The organism is Blautia sp. OM07-19, assembly GCF_003481595.1.
In the GTDB taxonomy this organism is placed as follows: Bacteria; Bacillota; Clostridia; order Lachnospirales; family Lachnospiraceae; genus Blautia_A; species Blautia_A intestinihominis.
Map to the genome: position 1 here is coordinate 1 of NZ_QULA01000040.1, position 17786 is coordinate 17786.

Annotated in this window: 17 protein-coding genes; 1 reads left to right on the forward strand and 16 read right to left on the reverse strand. The window is 45.4% G+C overall.

Going from position 1 to position 17786, the window contains the following annotated elements; genetic code table 11:
• Positions 1-115 precede the first annotated feature (115 nt).
• From DXC01_RS17605 to DXC01_RS17670, 14 genes are all read right to left on the reverse strand, one after another.
• A complete protein-coding gene (locus DXC01_RS17605; protein WP_118699477.1) occupies positions 116-1396 on the reverse strand; it encodes a nitrogenase component 1 in 1281 nt (426 codons plus the stop codon).
• The gene (locus DXC01_RS17610; protein WP_022213584.1) at positions 1393-2154 is read right to left on the reverse strand and encodes a nucleotide-binding protein; all 762 of its coding nucleotides are present in this window, start codon (positions 2152-2154) and stop codon (positions 1393-1395) included. Before DXC01_RS17610 ends, DXC01_RS17605 begins: the two co-directional genes overlap by 4 nt.
• A 301-nt stretch (positions 2155-2455) precedes the next feature.
• The gene (cls, locus tag DXC01_RS17615) at positions 2456-4015 is read right to left on the reverse strand and encodes a cardiolipin synthase (RefSeq protein ID WP_118699478.1); all 1560 of its coding nucleotides are present in this window, start codon (positions 4013-4015) and stop codon (positions 2456-2458) included.
• 150 nt (positions 4016-4165) lie between these two features.
• Positions 4166-4567, reverse strand: a complete 402-nt coding sequence (gene atpC, locus DXC01_RS17620; protein WP_118699479.1) for an ATP synthase F1 subunit epsilon — start codon at positions 4565-4567, stop codon at positions 4166-4168.
• Between the two features lie 12 nt (positions 4568-4579).
• The gene (atpD, locus tag DXC01_RS17625) at positions 4580-5974 is read right to left on the reverse strand and encodes a F0F1 ATP synthase subunit beta (protein ID WP_118253666.1); all 1395 of its coding nucleotides are present in this window, start codon (positions 5972-5974) and stop codon (positions 4580-4582) included.
• Positions 5975-6006: 32 nt separating this feature from the next.
• Positions 6007-6864: an ATP synthase F1 subunit gamma gene (atpG, locus tag DXC01_RS17630; RefSeq protein WP_022213588.1), complete on the reverse strand. Its 858-nt coding sequence runs from the start codon at positions 6862-6864 to the stop codon at positions 6007-6009.
• A gap of 24 nt (positions 6865-6888) precedes the next feature.
• A complete protein-coding gene (gene atpA / locus DXC01_RS17635) occupies positions 6889-8418 on the reverse strand; it encodes a F0F1 ATP synthase subunit alpha (RefSeq protein ID WP_022213589.1) in 1530 nt (509 codons plus the stop codon).
• A 48-nt stretch (positions 8419-8466) separates the two neighbouring features.
• Positions 8467-9006, reverse strand: coding sequence for an ATP synthase F1 subunit delta (atpH, locus tag DXC01_RS17640; RefSeq protein WP_118699480.1), 540 nt, complete (start codon positions 9004-9006; stop codon positions 8467-8469).
• A complete protein-coding gene (atpF, locus tag DXC01_RS17645; RefSeq protein ID WP_118699481.1) occupies positions 9003-9506 on the reverse strand; it encodes a F0F1 ATP synthase subunit B in 504 nt (167 codons plus the stop codon). Before atpF ends, atpH begins: the two co-directional genes overlap by 4 nt.
• A 100-nt stretch (positions 9507-9606) precedes the next feature.
• Positions 9607-9885, reverse strand: a complete 279-nt coding sequence (gene atpE, locus DXC01_RS17650) for an ATP synthase F0 subunit C (RefSeq protein WP_005428180.1) — start codon at positions 9883-9885, stop codon at positions 9607-9609.
• Between the two features lie 216 nt (positions 9886-10101).
• Positions 10102-10860: a F0F1 ATP synthase subunit A gene (locus DXC01_RS17655; protein WP_118699482.1), complete on the reverse strand. Its 759-nt coding sequence runs from the start codon at positions 10858-10860 to the stop codon at positions 10102-10104.
• A 39-nt stretch (positions 10861-10899) separates the two neighbouring features.
• Positions 10900-11319: a hypothetical protein gene (locus DXC01_RS17660; protein ID WP_118699483.1), complete on the reverse strand. Its 420-nt coding sequence runs from the start codon at positions 11317-11319 to the stop codon at positions 10900-10902.
• A 44-nt stretch (positions 11320-11363) separates the two neighbouring features.
• Positions 11364-11633, reverse strand: coding sequence for an AtpZ/AtpI family protein (locus tag DXC01_RS17665; protein ID WP_118253653.1), 270 nt, complete (start codon positions 11631-11633; stop codon positions 11364-11366).
• A 489-nt stretch (positions 11634-12122) separates the two neighbouring features.
• On the reverse strand, positions 12123-13451 hold the full coding sequence (locus tag DXC01_RS17670) for an IS200/IS605 family element transposase accessory protein TnpB (RefSeq protein ID WP_118699484.1): 1329 nt from the start codon (positions 13449-13451) through the stop codon (positions 12123-12125).
• Between the two features lie 432 nt (positions 13452-13883).
• Here DXC01_RS17670 and DXC01_RS17675 point away from each other — a divergent pair, with 432 nt between their 5' ends.
• Positions 13884-15251: an MATE family efflux transporter gene (locus DXC01_RS17675; RefSeq protein ID WP_118699485.1), complete on the forward strand. Its 1368-nt coding sequence runs from the start codon at positions 13884-13886 to the stop codon at positions 15249-15251.
• A gap of 66 nt (positions 15252-15317) precedes the next feature.
• Here DXC01_RS17675 and DXC01_RS17680 read toward each other — a convergent pair whose 3' ends face one another.
• Together DXC01_RS17680 and gloA2 are read right to left on the reverse strand one after the other, a co-directional pair.
• Positions 15318-17321: a beta-galactosidase gene (locus DXC01_RS17680; protein ID WP_118699486.1), complete on the reverse strand. Its 2004-nt coding sequence runs from the start codon at positions 17319-17321 to the stop codon at positions 15318-15320.
• Positions 17322-17341: 20 nt separating this feature from the next.
• A complete protein-coding gene (gloA2, locus tag DXC01_RS17685) occupies positions 17342-17719 on the reverse strand; it encodes an SMU1112c/YaeR family gloxylase I-like metalloprotein (protein ID WP_118699487.1) in 378 nt (125 codons plus the stop codon).
• Positions 17720-17786 lie beyond the last annotated feature (67 nt).

Consider the following 17786-nt stretch of genomic DNA (forward strand, 5'->3'; position numbering starts at 1 on the left):
TGCGCGCCTAACTCATCACTGGAAGTAACGAGAATGCGGCGCGCAGTTATTCAATTCAAGAAAAAATCGTTCGACAAAATAAGAGCATCCACCTCTTTGTAGATGCTCTTATTACTCATATGCATTCCTTCAACGCCTCAAACAACCGTCTCACTCCCGCAAAGCCATACGGCTGCTCGTCCTGGTTCCACATCAGGCCCGGGCAGTTTTGGTGGTAGTAGAGGGCGTCTTTGCCTATGGTAATGTTTACACCGCTCTGCGCCGGATCGTAGTAGATCATGGTTGGTTCCATGTTGGAAAATACTTTTGTTTCCGGGCTTAAGAGGGCAAGCTGTTTCATATATACGAAGTTCTCTACTGTGATCGTTCCATAGATTTCCGGTACTTTGAATCCGTATTTCAGAAGGGCAAGTGCCAGTTCAAACGGATCTCCGTTCATGCATTCCCCAACGGCAAACGATGCATCCGGACAGACTTTTCGAAAGTCTTCGATTGCCTGTTCTGCTGCTTCTCGATACTTGTCCAGTTCGAAAGAAACTCCCAGCACAGACGCAAGCGCCTGATACTGATTCTGTATTTTATCTGTCTGATATAAACGTCGTAACTCAATAAACGGAATCTTCAGTCTGTCATTAAAATCTTCTGCCGCAAAACGTGATTCCTGATGCAGTACCAGATTGAAATTCGCCTCCGACATGGTCTTATATTCTTCGAAATCTCTGCATCTGGATATCTCGTGGATCGTCTTGATCCCTGCACTGTGAAGCAGATCATACAGCTCACAGTCATCCACAAGCGGCGAGAAAAATCCCAGAAGATTGACGACATTTCCTTTCTTTTTTGTCGGCTCAAGAAGAGAATATAAAGACTGTCGCACATGTACCATCGGTGGTTTCCGTCCCTCTCTGGTCAATGCATACATATAACATGGACGCACCGGAAGTCCGGTCTTCTCCTCCGCTTTACGGCAGACACGCTCCATATCTGTGCCAAGAAGTGCATCTACACAGGTAATGCAGATCATCACAACAGATGGTTTCTTATCCAGGCTGTTACAGATTTCTTCTACTGCTTTTGGTATTTTCTTGAGATGACGTCCTGTCACGATATCTGTCTCATCCATCATCAGATAAAAAAATCGATTGTCATATTCGCGCATGGAGCTGATCAGGGATGTATTTCGTCCGCAGCATCCCGGTGCCACGATCAGCATGATCGAATCTGGAACAGCAAGTCCGGCTCTCTTAACTCCGAATCCTTCTGCTCCCGGAGAGTTAAAGGCAAGTGTCGCCGGAGAGCTGTAGATCAGGTGCATATTTGATCTGAACTGGTCCGGAATATTGTCCCTCCCACGCTCATTTAATTCTTCTACTGTACAATAATAGGCTCTGCTCATTCTTCTTCCTCTGCTTTCAAAAGCATTTCTGCCAGGTCAAAAAAACGTCTGCTGATCTCAGATCCTGCATCTCCTTCGATCACGGTCTTGCCCTGGTCTTCCCATCGGATGATTTCATCGCTTCTTGGTATTTCACCTACGATCGGAATATTGCTTTTTTGTGCAAACGCCTGCACTTTTTCGGTTTCGTTTTCAACGTTTCGATGATTCAGGACAATGCCAAAAACTCTCGCATAACTTCTGTCTTCGAAGTTCCGTACAGCACTGGAAATGTTGTTTGCTGCATACAGTGCCATCTTCTCTCCAGAGGTTACGATCAGAACTTTTTCCGCATATCCCTCACGGATCGGTGCTGCAAAACCACCACAGACTACATCGCCAAGCACATCATAAAGCACAACATCCGGCTGATAGGTTTCAAATAACCTCAGGTCTTCCAGTAGCTGAAAAGTTGCTATAATTCCTCTTCCTGCACAGCCAAGTCCCGGTGTCGGACCGCCTGTCTCAATACAGAGAACACCGCCAAATCCTTCTTTTGAAATGTCCTCAAGTTTCTCTGGTTCCTCGTCCTCTTCACGCATGTAATTCATCACCGGGCGAAGTGGTTCACCACCAAGCAGATTGATCGTAGAATCTGCTTTCGGGTCACATCCGATCTGAATGACTTTCTTCCCCATGGATGCAAAAGCCGCCGCCAGATTGGAAGTCACGGTTGATTTTCCGATACCGCCCTTTCCATAAATTGCTACTTTCAGCATTCGTAAATCCCCTCCCTGTTTCATAACAGACCCTGTATTCTCTGTAAAAAATCTCCATAAATGCAAAAAGACTCCTCCACCGTCAGGGTAGAGAAGTCCTGTAAATATTACTGTTTATTTCATTCACAGCAATCTGTAGATTTCACATTAACAACTATTCCCGCTCGGATGAAATTCCTTGCCGTCAGAGTCTGTTCTGTTTTTATTTATTTCTTCATATTCTACGTTTTATATGTTTTTATTTTACTTTATACATACCCGGTGAGTCAATGCTAACAAGTATATCTCTCACGCCTTTTTCCTATAATAATCCCGCAAACAGTCTCATAAGCAGCTGGCTCAGGCGAAGATATGCACTGCGGCCAGTACGGTATTTTTCGGTGACTTCACGGCATTCTTTCATTTTCTCCTGCAGGTCATTTCGGATGTCCAGAACCACATCACAGTCTGTCATAAAACATCCGTTTTCGAAATGATGATACAGGCTTCGGTAATCCAGATTGATGGTTCCGCAGGTTGCCATACAGTCATCTGCAACACTCATTTTTGCATGACAGAACCCCGGTGTCCATTCGTAGATCCGCACGCCGTCTTTGACCAGTTCGTGATAAAAAGACCGGGTGACACTGTAGATCAGTTTTTTGTCCGGAATGCCCGGCGTGATGATCCTTACATCTACGCCTCGTTTTGCGGCAAGAGTCATTGCATGTGCCATCTCATCGGTAATGATCAGATATGGTGTCATAAACCAGCAGTATTTTTCTGCCTTGTTCACCATGCTGATGTAAACTTCTTCTCCCACCTTTTCGCCATCCAATGGGCTGTCCGCATATGGCTGAACAAATCCAGTCTGCTGTGCTTCATACGGATATTCCAGCAAAAACCGGGCAAAATCCGTGTCATTCTCATCCTTGTCGTTAACTGCATTCCACATCTCAAGGAAAGTCACTGTCAGAGAACGCACCGCATCGCCCTCCAGACGGATGCCCGTATCCTTCCACTGTCCGTAAGGGTGTGTCAGATTGAAATATTCATTCGCAAGGTTATATCCGCCTGTAAATCCGACTTTGCCGTCGATCACGGTGATCTTTCGGTGATCACGGTTGTTCAGAAACAGATTCAGACCTGGCATAAACGGATTAAATACACGACAGCGGATTCCGACTGCTTCCATCTTTTTGGTAAAGTCTGTATTAATAAAACCAATCGAGCCCATATCGTCATAGAATACCCTGACCTCCACACCTGCCTTTACACGGTCTTCCAGCACCTGCTGAATCCGGTGCCAGGCCTCGGCATCCTCAATTGCATGGTATTCCATAAAGATAAACTGCTCCGCTTTGGCCAGATCCTGAAGCTGTGCTTCCAGTCCCTTTGCCGCCTCATCAAAATAGGTCACATCTGTATTCTGATACACCGGATACGCAGCATTTCTGTGGATATAGGAAGAAATATTTCCGGCTCTTGGAATTTTCTGCAGTAGTTTTTCCTGAATCTTTCTGTTCTCCGGGAGCAGCGGCAAAAGCTGTTCGTCGATTTTCTGATAACGCCTCCTCATCTTTTCGGTACCACCGTTCAGACCGACCAGAAGATACAATCCAAGTCCCATGATCGGGAACATGAGGATCAGAAGGATCCATGGCACTTTGATCGTCGAGGTAACCGGTGATGCATACATGTTCAAAATAACGATCACGCCCACAACTCTCGTAAGAAGATTGACTGCCTCTGCATATCTGTTGAGCTTTGTAAACATTAAAATAATAAATATTACTTCCAGCAGGATACATATTACCGAAAAAACAAGCCTGGTGACTCCATTCTTCGTCTTTGCCCTGCCTTCTACCGTAGTAGATTTCATAAAATCCCACTCCTTCTTTCCTGCGTCCGGATTGAACCTGCAGTATGATAGTGAAACACATCATAGCACTTTATGTCGAATCCGTAAATACATCTTTTGCACTGCAGACCAAAAAAGGAGCGATGCTCCTATCAACATCGCTCCCTGTAATTACTCTTTTACACTCAGACGTACCAGTGCCCTCTGCAGTTTTGCAGATGCCATCTTGTATTCCTGGTCGGTGAGACCGCCTTTGGCGATCATTTCTTCGGCGCGTTTCTTCGCTGCCTGTGCACGCTCTGCGTCGATGTCTTCTTTCCACTCCCAGGTGGTTGCGAGAAGACGGCAGGTTCCGTTCATGACAGAAAGCATCCCGCCGATGCAGGCTGCAGTCCGTCTGGTCCCGTCCTCCATGACTACGCTGGCTTCACCCATTCCAAGAGCGGTACAGAAGTTACAGTGTCTTGCAAGAATCGCGATATCGCCGCCGATGCTTCTGCAGACCACACGCTCCACATCGCCCTCAAAAAGCAGTCCGTCCGGTGTTCCGATCCGTAAAGGGAAGGTACTCATAAGCCACCTCCTTTACTGTTTCTTAGCTTTTTCAAATACTTCATCGATGGTTCCTGCAAACAGGAAGTAGCTCTCCGGGATGTCATCGCATTCGCCGTCAAGGATCATCCTGAAGCCTCTTAAGGTTTCTTTCAGCGGAACATATTTACCCGGCATACCTGTGAACTGTTCTGCTACAGAGAAACTCTGTGACAGATATCTCTGAACTTTACGTGCACGGTTTACCGTACGCTTGTCTTCCTCAGAAAGTTCATCCATACCCATGATGGCGATGATATCCTGAAGTTCTTTGTATCGCTGAAGCACACGCTGTACAGATCTCGCGATCTCATAATGCTCTTTGCCAACGATCTCAGGTGAAAGGATACGGCTTGTGGAATCCAGCGGATCTACTGCCGGGTAAATACCCTGGCTGGAGATCTCACGGGAAAGTACAGTCGTAGCATCCAGATGTGAGAAAGTTGTTGCCGGAGCAGGGTCTGTAAGGTCATCGGCTGGCACATAAACGGCCTGTACAGATGTGATGGAACCCTTACGTGTAGAAGTGATCCTCTCCTGTAAGTTACCCATTTCAGTTGCCAGTGTCGGCTGATATCCTACTGCGGACGGCATACGTCCAAGAAGCGCGGATACCTCAGAACCAGCCTGTGTGAAACGGAAGATATTGTCAATGAAAAGAAGCACGTCCTGGTTTTTCTCATCACGGAAATACTCCGCCATGGTAAGTCCGGAAAGTCCGACACGCATACGTGCTCCCGGCGGCTCATTCATCTGGCCATAAACCAGGGCAGTCTTGTCGATAACTCCACTTTCTTTCATTTCATTGTAAAGGTCATTTCCCTCACGGGTACGTTCCCCAACGCCTGTGAATACAGACAGACCGCCGTGAGCGGTAGCTACGTTGTGGATCAGCTCCATGATAAGGACTGTTTTTCCTACACCGGCACCACCGAACAGACCGATCTTACCACCCTTTGCATACGGGCAGATCAGGTCTACGACCTTGATACCAGTCTCCAGGATCTCTGTAGCCGGCATCTGCTCCTCATAAGAAGGAGCAGGACGATGGATGGACCAGCGTTCCTGTGCTTCCGGAGCCGGCTGGTTATCTACCGGATCTCCAAGAAGATTAAATACTCGTCCCAGGCAGGCATCTCCTACCGGAACTGTGATCGGGCCGCCGGTATCTACTGCCTTTGTGCCCCGGACAAGACCGTCGGTAGAGTTCATGGCGATACATCTCACGACATCGTCACCAATCTGCTGCGCTACCTCGGCTGTCAGCTTTGCGCCGTTTGATTCTATTTCTATGGCATTGAGAAGAGCCGGGAGTTCATCGTGCGCAAAGCGGATATCCAGAACCGGACCGATGACCTGTACTACTTCGCCAATGTGTTTTTCACTCATGTTTTAAGTCTCCTATGCTAAATTAAGCCCCTTTAAAGCCCTTCCGCACCTGCAACAATCTCCGTGATCTCCTGCGTGATGCTGGCCTGTCGTGCTCTGTTGTAATACAGATTCAGCTTATCGATCATCTCTTCTGCATTACTTGTCGCAGCGTCCATAGCCATTCTTCTGGCTGCAAGTTCACTGGCTGTACTCTCACATACACCGCCATAAACCAGCCCCGCCAGATATTCCGGAACAATGGCATCAAACACAACCTCTGCATTCGGCTCATAGAGGATCAGATTTCTTGTATCCACTCTGCCGCCGCTTTCCTCTCTGATATCTGTCATAGGAAGTATGGAAAATACCTCCGGACGCTGAGAAAGCATAGATGCAAAAACGGTATAACATAATTCAATATGACCAAATGTTCCTTTGCGGAATTCTTCACAAAGCAGATTCGCGATCTCAAAACAGTCTGCGACAGAAATACCTGCAATCTCTGCAAACTTATCTGTCAGGCATTCAATGCCTCTCTGTCTGAAATACTCAACTGCTTTTTTTCCAATCGGCAGCACCATATAGTCCCTGCCTTCGGCTGCAGACTCAAGACATTTAAAAAGGTTTGCATTATATCCGCCAGCCAGTCCTCTGTCACCGGCGATCACCACATAACAGGTGCGGGGATTGGAGGACTCTCTGGAATATACAGAAGAAAAATCAATGTTTTCTTTTGCAATGTCTTTCAGTGTCTCATGCAGCTCTGTGAAGTAAGGACGGCAGGTTTCTGCACGTTCCTTTGCCTTACGCAGTTTGGAGGATGCAACAAGCTCCATGGCCTTGGTAATCTGCATCGTACTTTGTACGCTTTTGATACGCAGCTTTACCGCTTTCATATTTCCAGCCATATGATTTATACCCTCCTACTCACATTATTTGTCAGGTTTTGTATTCAGGAAATTCTCTGTATACGCTTCCAGTACATGACGCAGTTTTTCTTCTGTTTCTGGCTCAAGTTTGCCTGTAGAGCTGATAAGCTGCATCACTTCCAGACCAGCTGCATCTGCATCGAGATACGTGTACAGTCCTGCTTCATATTCGCTTACGTCTTCAACGTTAACTTTTTCAAGGATGCCCTTGGTCACCGCATACAGGATTGCTACCTGCTTTTCTACCGGCACCGGAGCATTCTGGCTCTGTTTCAGAACTTCTACAATACGTGCACCCTGTTCCAGACGTGCCTTGGTATCAGCATCCAGATCTGAGCCGAACTGGGCAAAACTCTGAAGTTCACGATACTGAGAATAGATCAGTTTCAGAGTTCCGGCAACCTTCTTCATAGCCTTGATCTGTGCATCTCCACCAACTCGTGATACGGAAATACCAGGGTTTACCGCCGGCATGATACCGGAATGGAAAAGTTCTGTTTCCAGGAATATCTGTCCGTCTGTAATAGAAATTACGTTTGTCGGGATATAAGCAGATACGTCACCTGCCTGTGTCTCGATGATCGGCAGTGCTGTCAGGGAACCGCCGCCATGCTCGTCGTCAAGCTTCGCTGCACGCTCAAGCAGTCTGGAATGCAGATAAAAAACATCTCCAGGATATGCCTCACGTCCAGGCGGACGACGGATCAGAAGGGAAAGTGCACGGTACGCAACCGCATGTTTACTCAGATCATCATAAATAATCAGTACATCTTTTCCCTGGTTCATAAAGTATTCACCCATTGCACAGCCTGAATACGGTGCAATGTACTGCAGCGGGCTGGATTCAGAAGCTGTCGCAGCCACTACGATGGTATAATCCATAGCACCGTTTCTGGTAAGATTCTCCACCAGAGATGCTACTGTAGATCGTTTCTGTCCGATCGCAACATAGATACAGAGTACATCCTTGCCTTTCTGGTTGATGATCGTATCTGTTGCGATAGTTGTCTTTCCTGTCTGACGGTCACCGATGATCAGCTCACGCTGTCCCCGTCCGATCGGGATCATAGAGTCGATCGCCTTGATACCTGTCTGAAGCGGCTGATATACAGACCGTCTCTCACAGATTCCAGGTGCCTTGCTCTCTACCGGGCGAAATTCTTTTGTATCGATCGGTCCTGCACCATCAATTGGCTGACCAAGTGCATTCACTACTCGTCCGATCATAGCCTCACCGACCGGTACAGACACAACTTTGCCTGTACGCTTTACGGTCTGGCCTTCACCGATATTCTCATCGGAGCCAAATATTACAATAGAAACACTGTTTTCTTCCAGGTTCTGTGCCATACCGAAACTTCCATCTTCAAATTCCAGTAATTCGCCTGCCATACAGTTCACAAGTCCGCTGGCACGTGCGATTCCGTCACCAACCATAAGGATTGTACCTGTCTCATTCTGCTGTATCGCATTTTCATAATATTTTATCTGGCTTCGGATGACTTTGGATATTTCCTCAGGTTTTAATTGCATGTGTCCATTCCATCCTTTAACATTTTATAGCTTTTGCTTTCATTTCTATTAAACAACTACTTCATTCAGCTTCTTCGTGATATCCGAAATACGTCCCTGTACCGTTCCGTCAAGCTGTATGCCTTCCATCTCCACGCGGAGTCCGGCTAGAACGGTCGGGTCTGTCTTCTGTGTGAGATGGATCTTCTTGCCGCTTGTCTTCTCCAGTTTGGCGCGCAAGGCTTCCATCTGTTCTTCTTTGAGTTTAACTGCACTGGTAACTACCGCTTCCACAATGCCATGGTCGACATTATACCTGCGGGTAAATTCCTCACAGCATCCCGAAAACTCTCTCAGGATCTTCTTCTCACATAAAAGTTTAAGAAAATTAAGAAGATACGGCTCTACCTGTCCGCCAAAGGCTTCATCGAGAAGTTTCATTCTCTCTTCCTGCGGGATCGCCGGTTCTCCCAGTAATTTCAGATATCCTGGATTCTCCCGAAAAATCTGTCTGATTTCATTCATCTGCTCCATGATCTGTCCATCGAGCTTTTCTTCGGCAGCAAGATCGTACAGACTGCCGCCATAGACTTTGGCAGCCTGTGTCATGATGCCTCACCTACATTCTCAATAAAATCATTAATCAGTTTCGTGTGATCCTCTTCGTTAATTTCGCGCTCGATTACCTTACCGGCGATCTCAACAGCCATGCCTCCGATCTCACCCTTGATCTCGTTGACAGCTTTACGTCTCTCCTGTGCAATGTCTTTCTCTGCCTTTTCTTTCATGGCAGTTACCTGACTGGAAGCTTCCTTGAGCATCTCTTCACTCTGGACAGCCGCTGTTTTCTGAGCGGTCTTGACAATGTCATTTGCCTTGTCCCTGGCTTCCTGCATATTCTTTTCGTATTCGGCTTTCATAGCCTGAGCTTCTTCCTTCGCCTTCACTGCATCCTGGATCTCTGCGTCAGCTTTGGCTTTGCGCTTGTCCAGCATCTCGTTGATCGGCTTGAAAAGAAAACGCTTAATGAGATACACCTGAATAAAAAGGTTGCAAATCGTCGCTACAAAATTCCACGGCACAATTCCTACTAATTCCTGTACCTGCATGTTTGTAACCTCCTGTTGTCACTGCCCGCTTATGCTGGCAGTTATCTCCTGTCCTGCTGTGATGCGTTCTTATCTGACACATCCGTTACTGTTTTCCTGATCAGCCCAGGAAGTTCATAAACATACCAGGTGCTACGAAGATAAGGAGCAGGCCGGTTACGAAACCATAAATACCGGTTGTCTCTGCGATAGCACAACCAAGAAGCATGGTAGATGTAACATCACCCTTACATTCTGGCTGACGTCCGATTGCTTCCAATGCACTTGCAACTGCATTACCTTCACCGATACCAGGGCCAATACCTGCGATCAGCGCACATCCTGCTCCAATTGCACAACCTGCTAATGCGATACCTTTTGCTAATAACTGAAAATCCATAGTAAAAACCTCCTGTAATAAAATTATTATCCCTTTTCGTAACTGTTCAGTCCCTTCACAGTTACGAGTCAAAATGCATTCCACATCACCTTCGGTGATAGCATTTTGCCTTGTATGTCTCGGGATTTTGGCAAAAACATGCCAAAACGCCTCGCGGGATATACCTACTGAATAGTTACCCCTTTCTTCTAATGAACGCTCCCACACGTTCGTTTCTTATTCCTCTGCTGCATTTGCAATGTACATAACTGTCAGCATACAGAAAATAAATGCCTGCATAATTCCTGAGAACCAGTCGAAATATACAGATAAAATAGCTGGTATACCTACATCAAGAATAGGTATCTGTGACAATGCATCACCTACAAGTCCCGGGATCAGTCCCAGGAGTGCGGAACTTGCCACTGCCAGTGCCCCATAGATCAGACCATTGATAACGACACCAGAAAGAATATTTCCGAAATGACGGCACGCCATACTTACCGGTGTTGCCAGCTCGGAAAGAATATTAAACGGTGTCATGACCGGAATCGGCTGTGTAAATCCCTTTAAATACCCACCGAATCCACTGGTCTTGATCTTCTGCGCAGTGATCATGATAAATACCACGACCGCCCACGCTGCCTCCGTAGACAGATCTGATGTCGGGCTTCGAAGTCCGATAAGGCTTATCAGGTTCGATACCACACTCGTTGCAAAAAGTGCTGCAACAAACGGGATCATGTATCTGAATTTCTCGCCCATGTTGCCGACAACAAATTTGTTTGCCTGCTCTACCAGAAGCTCTGCTACTGCCTGTCGTTTGGAAATGTTTTCTTCCTTGAGATCATGTGTAAGCCAGATGCATAAACCTGTGATCAGGATCATTACAATCCAGCTCACCACCATTGTCTCACTGATCTTTAACTGTCCCAGAACCGGCAGGTCAATGGGTAAAGTCAAAAGTATCTTCGCCCCATTAATATCCAGTTCCATTCCTTCACTCACCTCCCATCTTTCTCAGATTTTCCCCTCCTAGTTTTGTTTATGAAATATCCCCACGATCTTGATTCCCGTTCCCGGAAACAGAAGTGGAGCAATTCCCGCTACAAAATGGAAGCACGGTGCAACGATCGCTGCGATCACCCACAGCATCATCATCAGAAAACGCTGTGAATAACTTGCTTTAAGTTTCATTCTCGCAGTTCCCTCATCTGTCGCTGAAGCTGCCTTCTGAACAGCCAGTCCCATCAGAAAGAAATTCAGGACTGCGATCAGTCCTCCTCCGATGCCTCCCAGAAATACGGTATAATCCAACGGCACTTTGTCCGGCATTGCAAAGTGAAGTCCTGCAAAAAGGATCCACATCAGAACCAGACCGACTGCCGTGATCATGACTACTCTCCTTGTTTCTTTTTTTACTGCCGGCTGCACCTTATCGAATATACTGCTCATAATTTCTTTATTCCTTTCATTTATTCTGTCCGTCATATCGCTGTTTATGAATGTCTGTTGAAATATATTTTATTTTTTTTGTGTTTTTTCTTCTCCTGCTTGTTTACAGAAAGATAAAACTTATATGCCACAGTCGCCGATCCGCCCATCCCAAAGAAAAATCCAGGAATATAGACCCAGCCTCCGACACCGGTCCTGGAAGTAATAAACCAGCAGAGTGCCAGGCACAGCAGAAGCGGTGTGATAAATGACAGTCCCAGCTGGGACAGCATTGTGACATTACGCAGGATTTCTGACCACTGCTTCAATATCATTCTCCCTTTTTACTAATTATTTGTTAATTTTTCTTTTACGCATAGTCAGATTTTACCACATTAATGCAAAAACCTCAATCCATTTGTACAAATTATTCAAATAATTTTGTTATCCTAACAAAGTTTTTGTTAGGATTATATCATTCCCGTCTTTTTGCTGTCATGTAACAAAAAAGAGGTTCTGTCCCAAAATGAGACAAAACCTCCTCGGTGTAACGCAGGGTTGTTAAATTTACATCATTCTCAAACTATTCCTTCCGCTTTTTCTGCAGTTTCGCCGCTTGAGTACCATACATATTTACATCATTCTCAAACCTCAAAGTGGATCTCACATGACTAAAGTCACGTGCTCCTCAGTCGCTTTAAGCGACAAGGCTAAATATCGGCGGATACGCCTGTAACTTAGGACATACGCAGTCATTCGCTTTTTCCATGCCAGATATGGCAGGTTCCCACACCACAGGTAGTCCGCTGTATATCTGCCTGTGTTTATGCAGTTTTTAAGAGTTCCATTTCTGAAAATAATTCTCTTAAGTCCGCATATACACATGAGATCCTACGCTTTACCGAAGGGACTTTTGCCTCCAGCAAAGACCTTTCCGTTGCCGGAAGGGGTTTTAAGAGTTCACGGATAAAATATCTTGCTCCAATATTATAGGATGCCGAAAGATCACAGTTATATCTTTTTCCATTCTGGAATGTACAGAGACTGTGATTGCCCGAATCACGGACAACTGTTCCTGACCCATCATATGCAAGCCTGCTGGTATTCCATGCACAGATCCTGGATATCCGCATCCCTCTGCGATGTGCCTGATGTTCACATCTTTTCTGGATATCCCTTTTTTTCCACAGATGCAGCTTCTGTTTCTTTCTTCCCGATATCTTTCCTTTTATCTCCAGATACTCAAACACGATCACATCCGCATGGTTTTCTTCCGCATATCCTGTGACTGCTCCTGCGATCTTTCTTCCGAGTTCTGTGTTAAGACGCTTCGCATAAGCCCATCTGCTTTTCACCTGTACAGAGCCATGCTTCCGCTGGAACCTGCTTATCCGTCCCAGTACACGGTACATCCGGTCTTTTTCACTGGAGAAGTTGATAAACTTTCTTCCCAGGACAGTTCCGTCTGACTGCATAATGGTGCAGGCTGCATCCGTATTGATTCCCAGATCCACACTGCAGATGATCTGTTCTCTGATTGGTACTTTCGTAAGTATCACATCTTCTGTATAAGAAAAACGCAGAAAGTATTTCCTGTATCTTCTCTCTAATGTTGGGGCAGATGCTTTTTTCCCGGACCAGTTCTTCCTCAGATACTCCATATCCGTGTGACTTAACCGTACATGGAACCATTTCCAGTCATGACCGTCATATAACTTCAGATAAGCAGCATCCTTTCCGTTCTCATTCTCCCGGTACATCACATCACGGTAAAAGACCGGCATGGCATGATTCTCATGTACAAGTTTTGGCTTTCCTTCTATTTGACCTAATTTTTCCCACATCCCCATTCGAGTTTTGTAAGAGGATATGCTTCCCAGAGCATGCTGGATGGATGCCCTTCTCAGATAGGAAGGCATCTTTGGAAAACGAATATCAAAATCAAAACGAGCCTGATTCTTTTTCGTTGTATGTATCAGGTGTTCTGCTTCATTGAAACGTTTCTTCGTTTCCGGAATTCTTTCCAGTTCTTCCCATACCTGCTCATAAATCTCTGTCAGATAGCTGACTGCAGACCTGTAAACATCCAGTGTCTGACGGATTGGGATATTCTGTTTTCGTAATTCCACGCCATAGCTGGATGTAATCTTCATATCTACTTCTTAACCTTTCTATCTTATAATGATGCAAATAAGTCCTATTTGTTCTTTCCTATTCTATTATAACTCTTTTTAGGTCCAATAAAACTCTCTTTTATGTTTTTTGTAAAAAATTTGCGCGCCTAACTCATCACTGAAAGTAACGAGAATGCGACGCGCAGTTATTCAAATCGTCACTTAACAGTGACCCACAGTGTGTGGAATGAGCCTGCGTATGCAGGCTTTTTTGTTTTTTCGCATTATACCATACTGTATAAAAAAACAACAGAAAAAACTATTTTGTTGGATATTATGCCCATATTATCAGTTTTTGATAATACATCCTTCAACTCTATCCCGGTGGAAGACGCCAAAATTGAAATTGTCTTTCCAACTTCTGTTTTTTGTGTTATGCTACTTGATACAAAATTCACGGAGACAACCATCATGAAAACACAAACCAACACACCCAATATGGAGACGGGAAGTATTCCCAGACTCCTTGTGCAGCTGGCGGTTCCGGCAGTTGTCGCACAGATCATCAACCTTCTTTATAACATCGTAGACCGTATCTACATCGGTCACATTCCGGGGATCGGAGCTGCCGCACTGACCGGAGTCGGACTTTTTGCCCCGATTCTGATGCTGCTGAATGCATTTGCCATGCTCGTCGGTTCCGGCGGTGCCCCGCGTGCAGCCATCGCAATGGGAAAGAAGGATAATGATCTGGCAGAAAAAATCCTCGGAAACTGTTTTACTTTATTAGTCGGTCTGTCAATTATACTGACTATCGTATTTTATGTAAGTGCACCGACGCTGCTCAGACTCTTCGGTGCCAGCGATGTCACCTTAACCTACGCATCTGACTATGCCAGAATCTATATTCTGGGAAGCTTTTTTGTCCTGATCGTACTGGGCATGAATACCTTCATTACCACTCAGGGCTTTGCCAGAATCAGTATGATGACTACGGTCATCGGTGCTGTTATCAATATCATCCTGGATCCGATTTTTATTTTTGTTCTTGGTATGGGCGTAAAGGGTGCAGCACTTGCCACTGTTCTCAGCCAGTCCGTAGGAGCTGTGTGGATCCTCCGCTTTCTGACCGGAAAGAAGACGATCCTTCTCCTGAAACGAAGCAATATGCATCTGGAACTCAAGGTTTTTGGTCCCTGCCTTGCTCTTGGTATTTCTACCTTTGTCATGCTGTCAACAGAAAGTCTTCTGTCGATCAGCTTTACCAGCAGTCTTTCCAGATTCGGCGGTGATGTGGCTGTCGGGGCAATGACGATCATTACCAGTATCAGCCAGCTTGTCTCTCTTCCGCTTCAGGGAATCTGCCAGGGCGGACAGCCAATCATCAGCTACAACTTTGGTGCCAATAAGCCAGACCGTGTAAAGAAAGCATTTTTCACACAGTTCTGTACCTGCATCATCTACACATCTGCCTTCTGTCTTGTCGTGATGATTTTTCCAAAGGCATTTGCAGCAATCTTTACTTCAGATAAGGAACTTGTAACATACGCTTCCTGGGCACTCCGCATCTACATGGCCGGAATCTTCTCTATTGGCTTCCAGGTAAGCTGCCAGCAGAGCTTTATGGCTCTCGGCCAAGCGAAAGTCAGTCTGCTTCTTGCCTGCCTGCGTAAGATCATCCTGCTGATACCTCTGATTTTCATACTGCCGAATTTCTTCGACAATAAAGTTTTTGCTGTATTTCTTGCAGAACCGGTAAGCGATATCATAGCTGCTACGGTGACAACGATCACCTTCTTTACACTGTTCAATTCCATTCTTAAGAAAGATAAAAGATAACTGTTCACAGTAATGATAAAAGAAACCCGGGGCCTGCCGCTCCGGGTTTTGCTTATTGCACACTTTTTATTTATCAAATTTTATGATACATACATCCCATGCTGACAGGTGAATTTCACGCTTAGTACTATCAGCACTTCCAAGTATCACTTCAAAATCATCCGCTGCTTCAACTCTTTGCTCTTCCCAGGAATAATTCAGATAGAAACGAATCTTTTCGCCCTTTGCATTGATTCCCTCACGCACAATCACCGGAAATTTCTCCGGAGCTGCTGCATTTATACCAGACTGAGCCAGAATCTTTATCAACATCTGCTGCAGGTAATGTTCTTCAAACATACATCCGATATACCAGGCATTTCCTCTTTCATATGTATGATGTGTAACTGCGGCATACTTTTTCCAGTTCGGATGCTGATATGCAGAAATGATTTCTGCACCATCAGGAATCAGGAGTTCCATGAAGGTCTCTGCCTCTGGTTCACTGCCCTCAAACCCTGTCAGAGTGACATTCTCCGGGAACGTAAACTGCTGATAATACATACCAAAGACTTCATTTAAGATATGTGGCTGTCTGTCAGGATACACTTTTACATTTTCGTTGGCAAAAGCAGTCTTGAAGGTCGCAATCAGTGTGCCGCCCTGAGCAGTATACTTTTTCAGACGTGTGAGGATTTTTTCATCTGCTGTGTACATAGCCGGAAGGATGATTGCCTGGTATTTCTCAATGTTTTCGCTCTCTTCCCAGATAATGTCACACTCAATATTTACTTTGTAAAGTGCATCGTAGATCCAACGGACAACATCATTATAACCAATTCCATTATCGCCTGCTGCACTGGCTTCGATTCCAAACCATTTAAGTGCAGTCAGAGCCTCATTGTTCACCATGATCGCAACTTTGTTATCTTTCTTAAAGCCTGATAAGACAGGTGAAAGTTTCTTAAACTCGCTGCCTATGATACACGCCTCTTTGTATACGGCATTTTCTTCCATGTCATGGCTCAGAAGGCCTTTCCAGTAAGTCTCAAAAGAGTTATGGATTGAATGCCAGTGCCAGTACATCACGCCAAGAGCGCCGGAGGCCAGATGGCTGTATGCCTGCAGGCGAAGCTGTCCGTCATATGGTGTCCAGCCTGGATAACCCTGTGCTTCTGTTTCCAGAACCAGGTAGTTGTCATTTTTGAGACAGCGGATCAGATCACCACCAAATGCGATCTCTGCACCACTCAGGTGATCCTGAGTCGGATGATAAATATCCGTTCCTGCCATGGTCAGATGTTTTGCACATTTAAAATGATTTACATCCGGCTGCACACCGTAGGAATATCCTCTCCACTCAAAATCCAGATTGTGGGTGATAAACTGGTCTTCTCTCTTATATTCGGAAACAATCGCTGCCTGCCAGCCCAGGAATTCTTCCACCAGACTTCTCTGGTATTTTTCAAACTCTGCCCCCAGACTTCCATTGATCGTACCGCGCACATCCGGAAAATCTTCCCAGGCATTGATGCGATTGCTCCAGTAATCCAGACCGAATTCGTGATTCAGAGCATCCAGATCATTATGAAATTTCTCCCGGAGATATTTCACAAAACCGAGCTGCACATTCTTGCCTGCGGTTCCATAATATTTCGTTTCATTATCAAGCTGGAATCCGATCACACATTTGCGGTGTACTGAAACTTCCATCAATTTACGAATGACTCTTTCCGCATAATACCGATAGACCGGATGTGTGATGTCCATGATCTGTCTCGCACCATAGATTCCTCTGCCTTTGACCGTCTCCGCCAGCACATCCGGATAGGCTTTCACCATCCAGGTCGGCACTGCATAGGTCGGAGTCCCTATGATAACGTTAATTTCTGCCTCTTCCATCGCATCCATTACACGGATCACATGTGAAAAGTCAAAAACTCCTTCCTGCGGTTCGCAGGTGCTCCATGTGGATTCTGCGATCCGAACCGTATTGATCCCGGCTTTTTTCATCATGGCAACATCTTTTTCCAGCCGGTCATACGGCATATATTCATCGTAATACGCTGCCCCATAGAGTAATTCCCTCATAATACAATGCCCCCTGTCATTCACTCATGTATTTCCAGCGGCAAACCATCCGGATCCTGGAAAAATGTCATCTTTTTACCTGTATAGTCATCTATTCGAACAGACTCCGTAGCAATCCCTCTGGCATTTAATTCTTTTACCACTTCTTCTACATTGTCTACCTTAAATGCTAGATGCCTGAGTCCAAGAGCTTCCGGATAATTGACTCTTGCAGGTGCATTTTTAATAATAAAAAGTTCTATTTCCTGTTCTCCACAGGCCAGATCAATTTTGTAGTCATCGCGCTCCCTGCGATAATTCTCCCTGATCACATTAAATCCGAGAAGATCCACATAAAAATGCTTCGATTTCTTATAATCACTTCCAATAATAGCTATATGATGAATTAAATTGAACATATTTCCCTCCGTATTCTTCTGACTTGATCAGAATACATTTCGCATCTGTCTACATCAATAATAAACT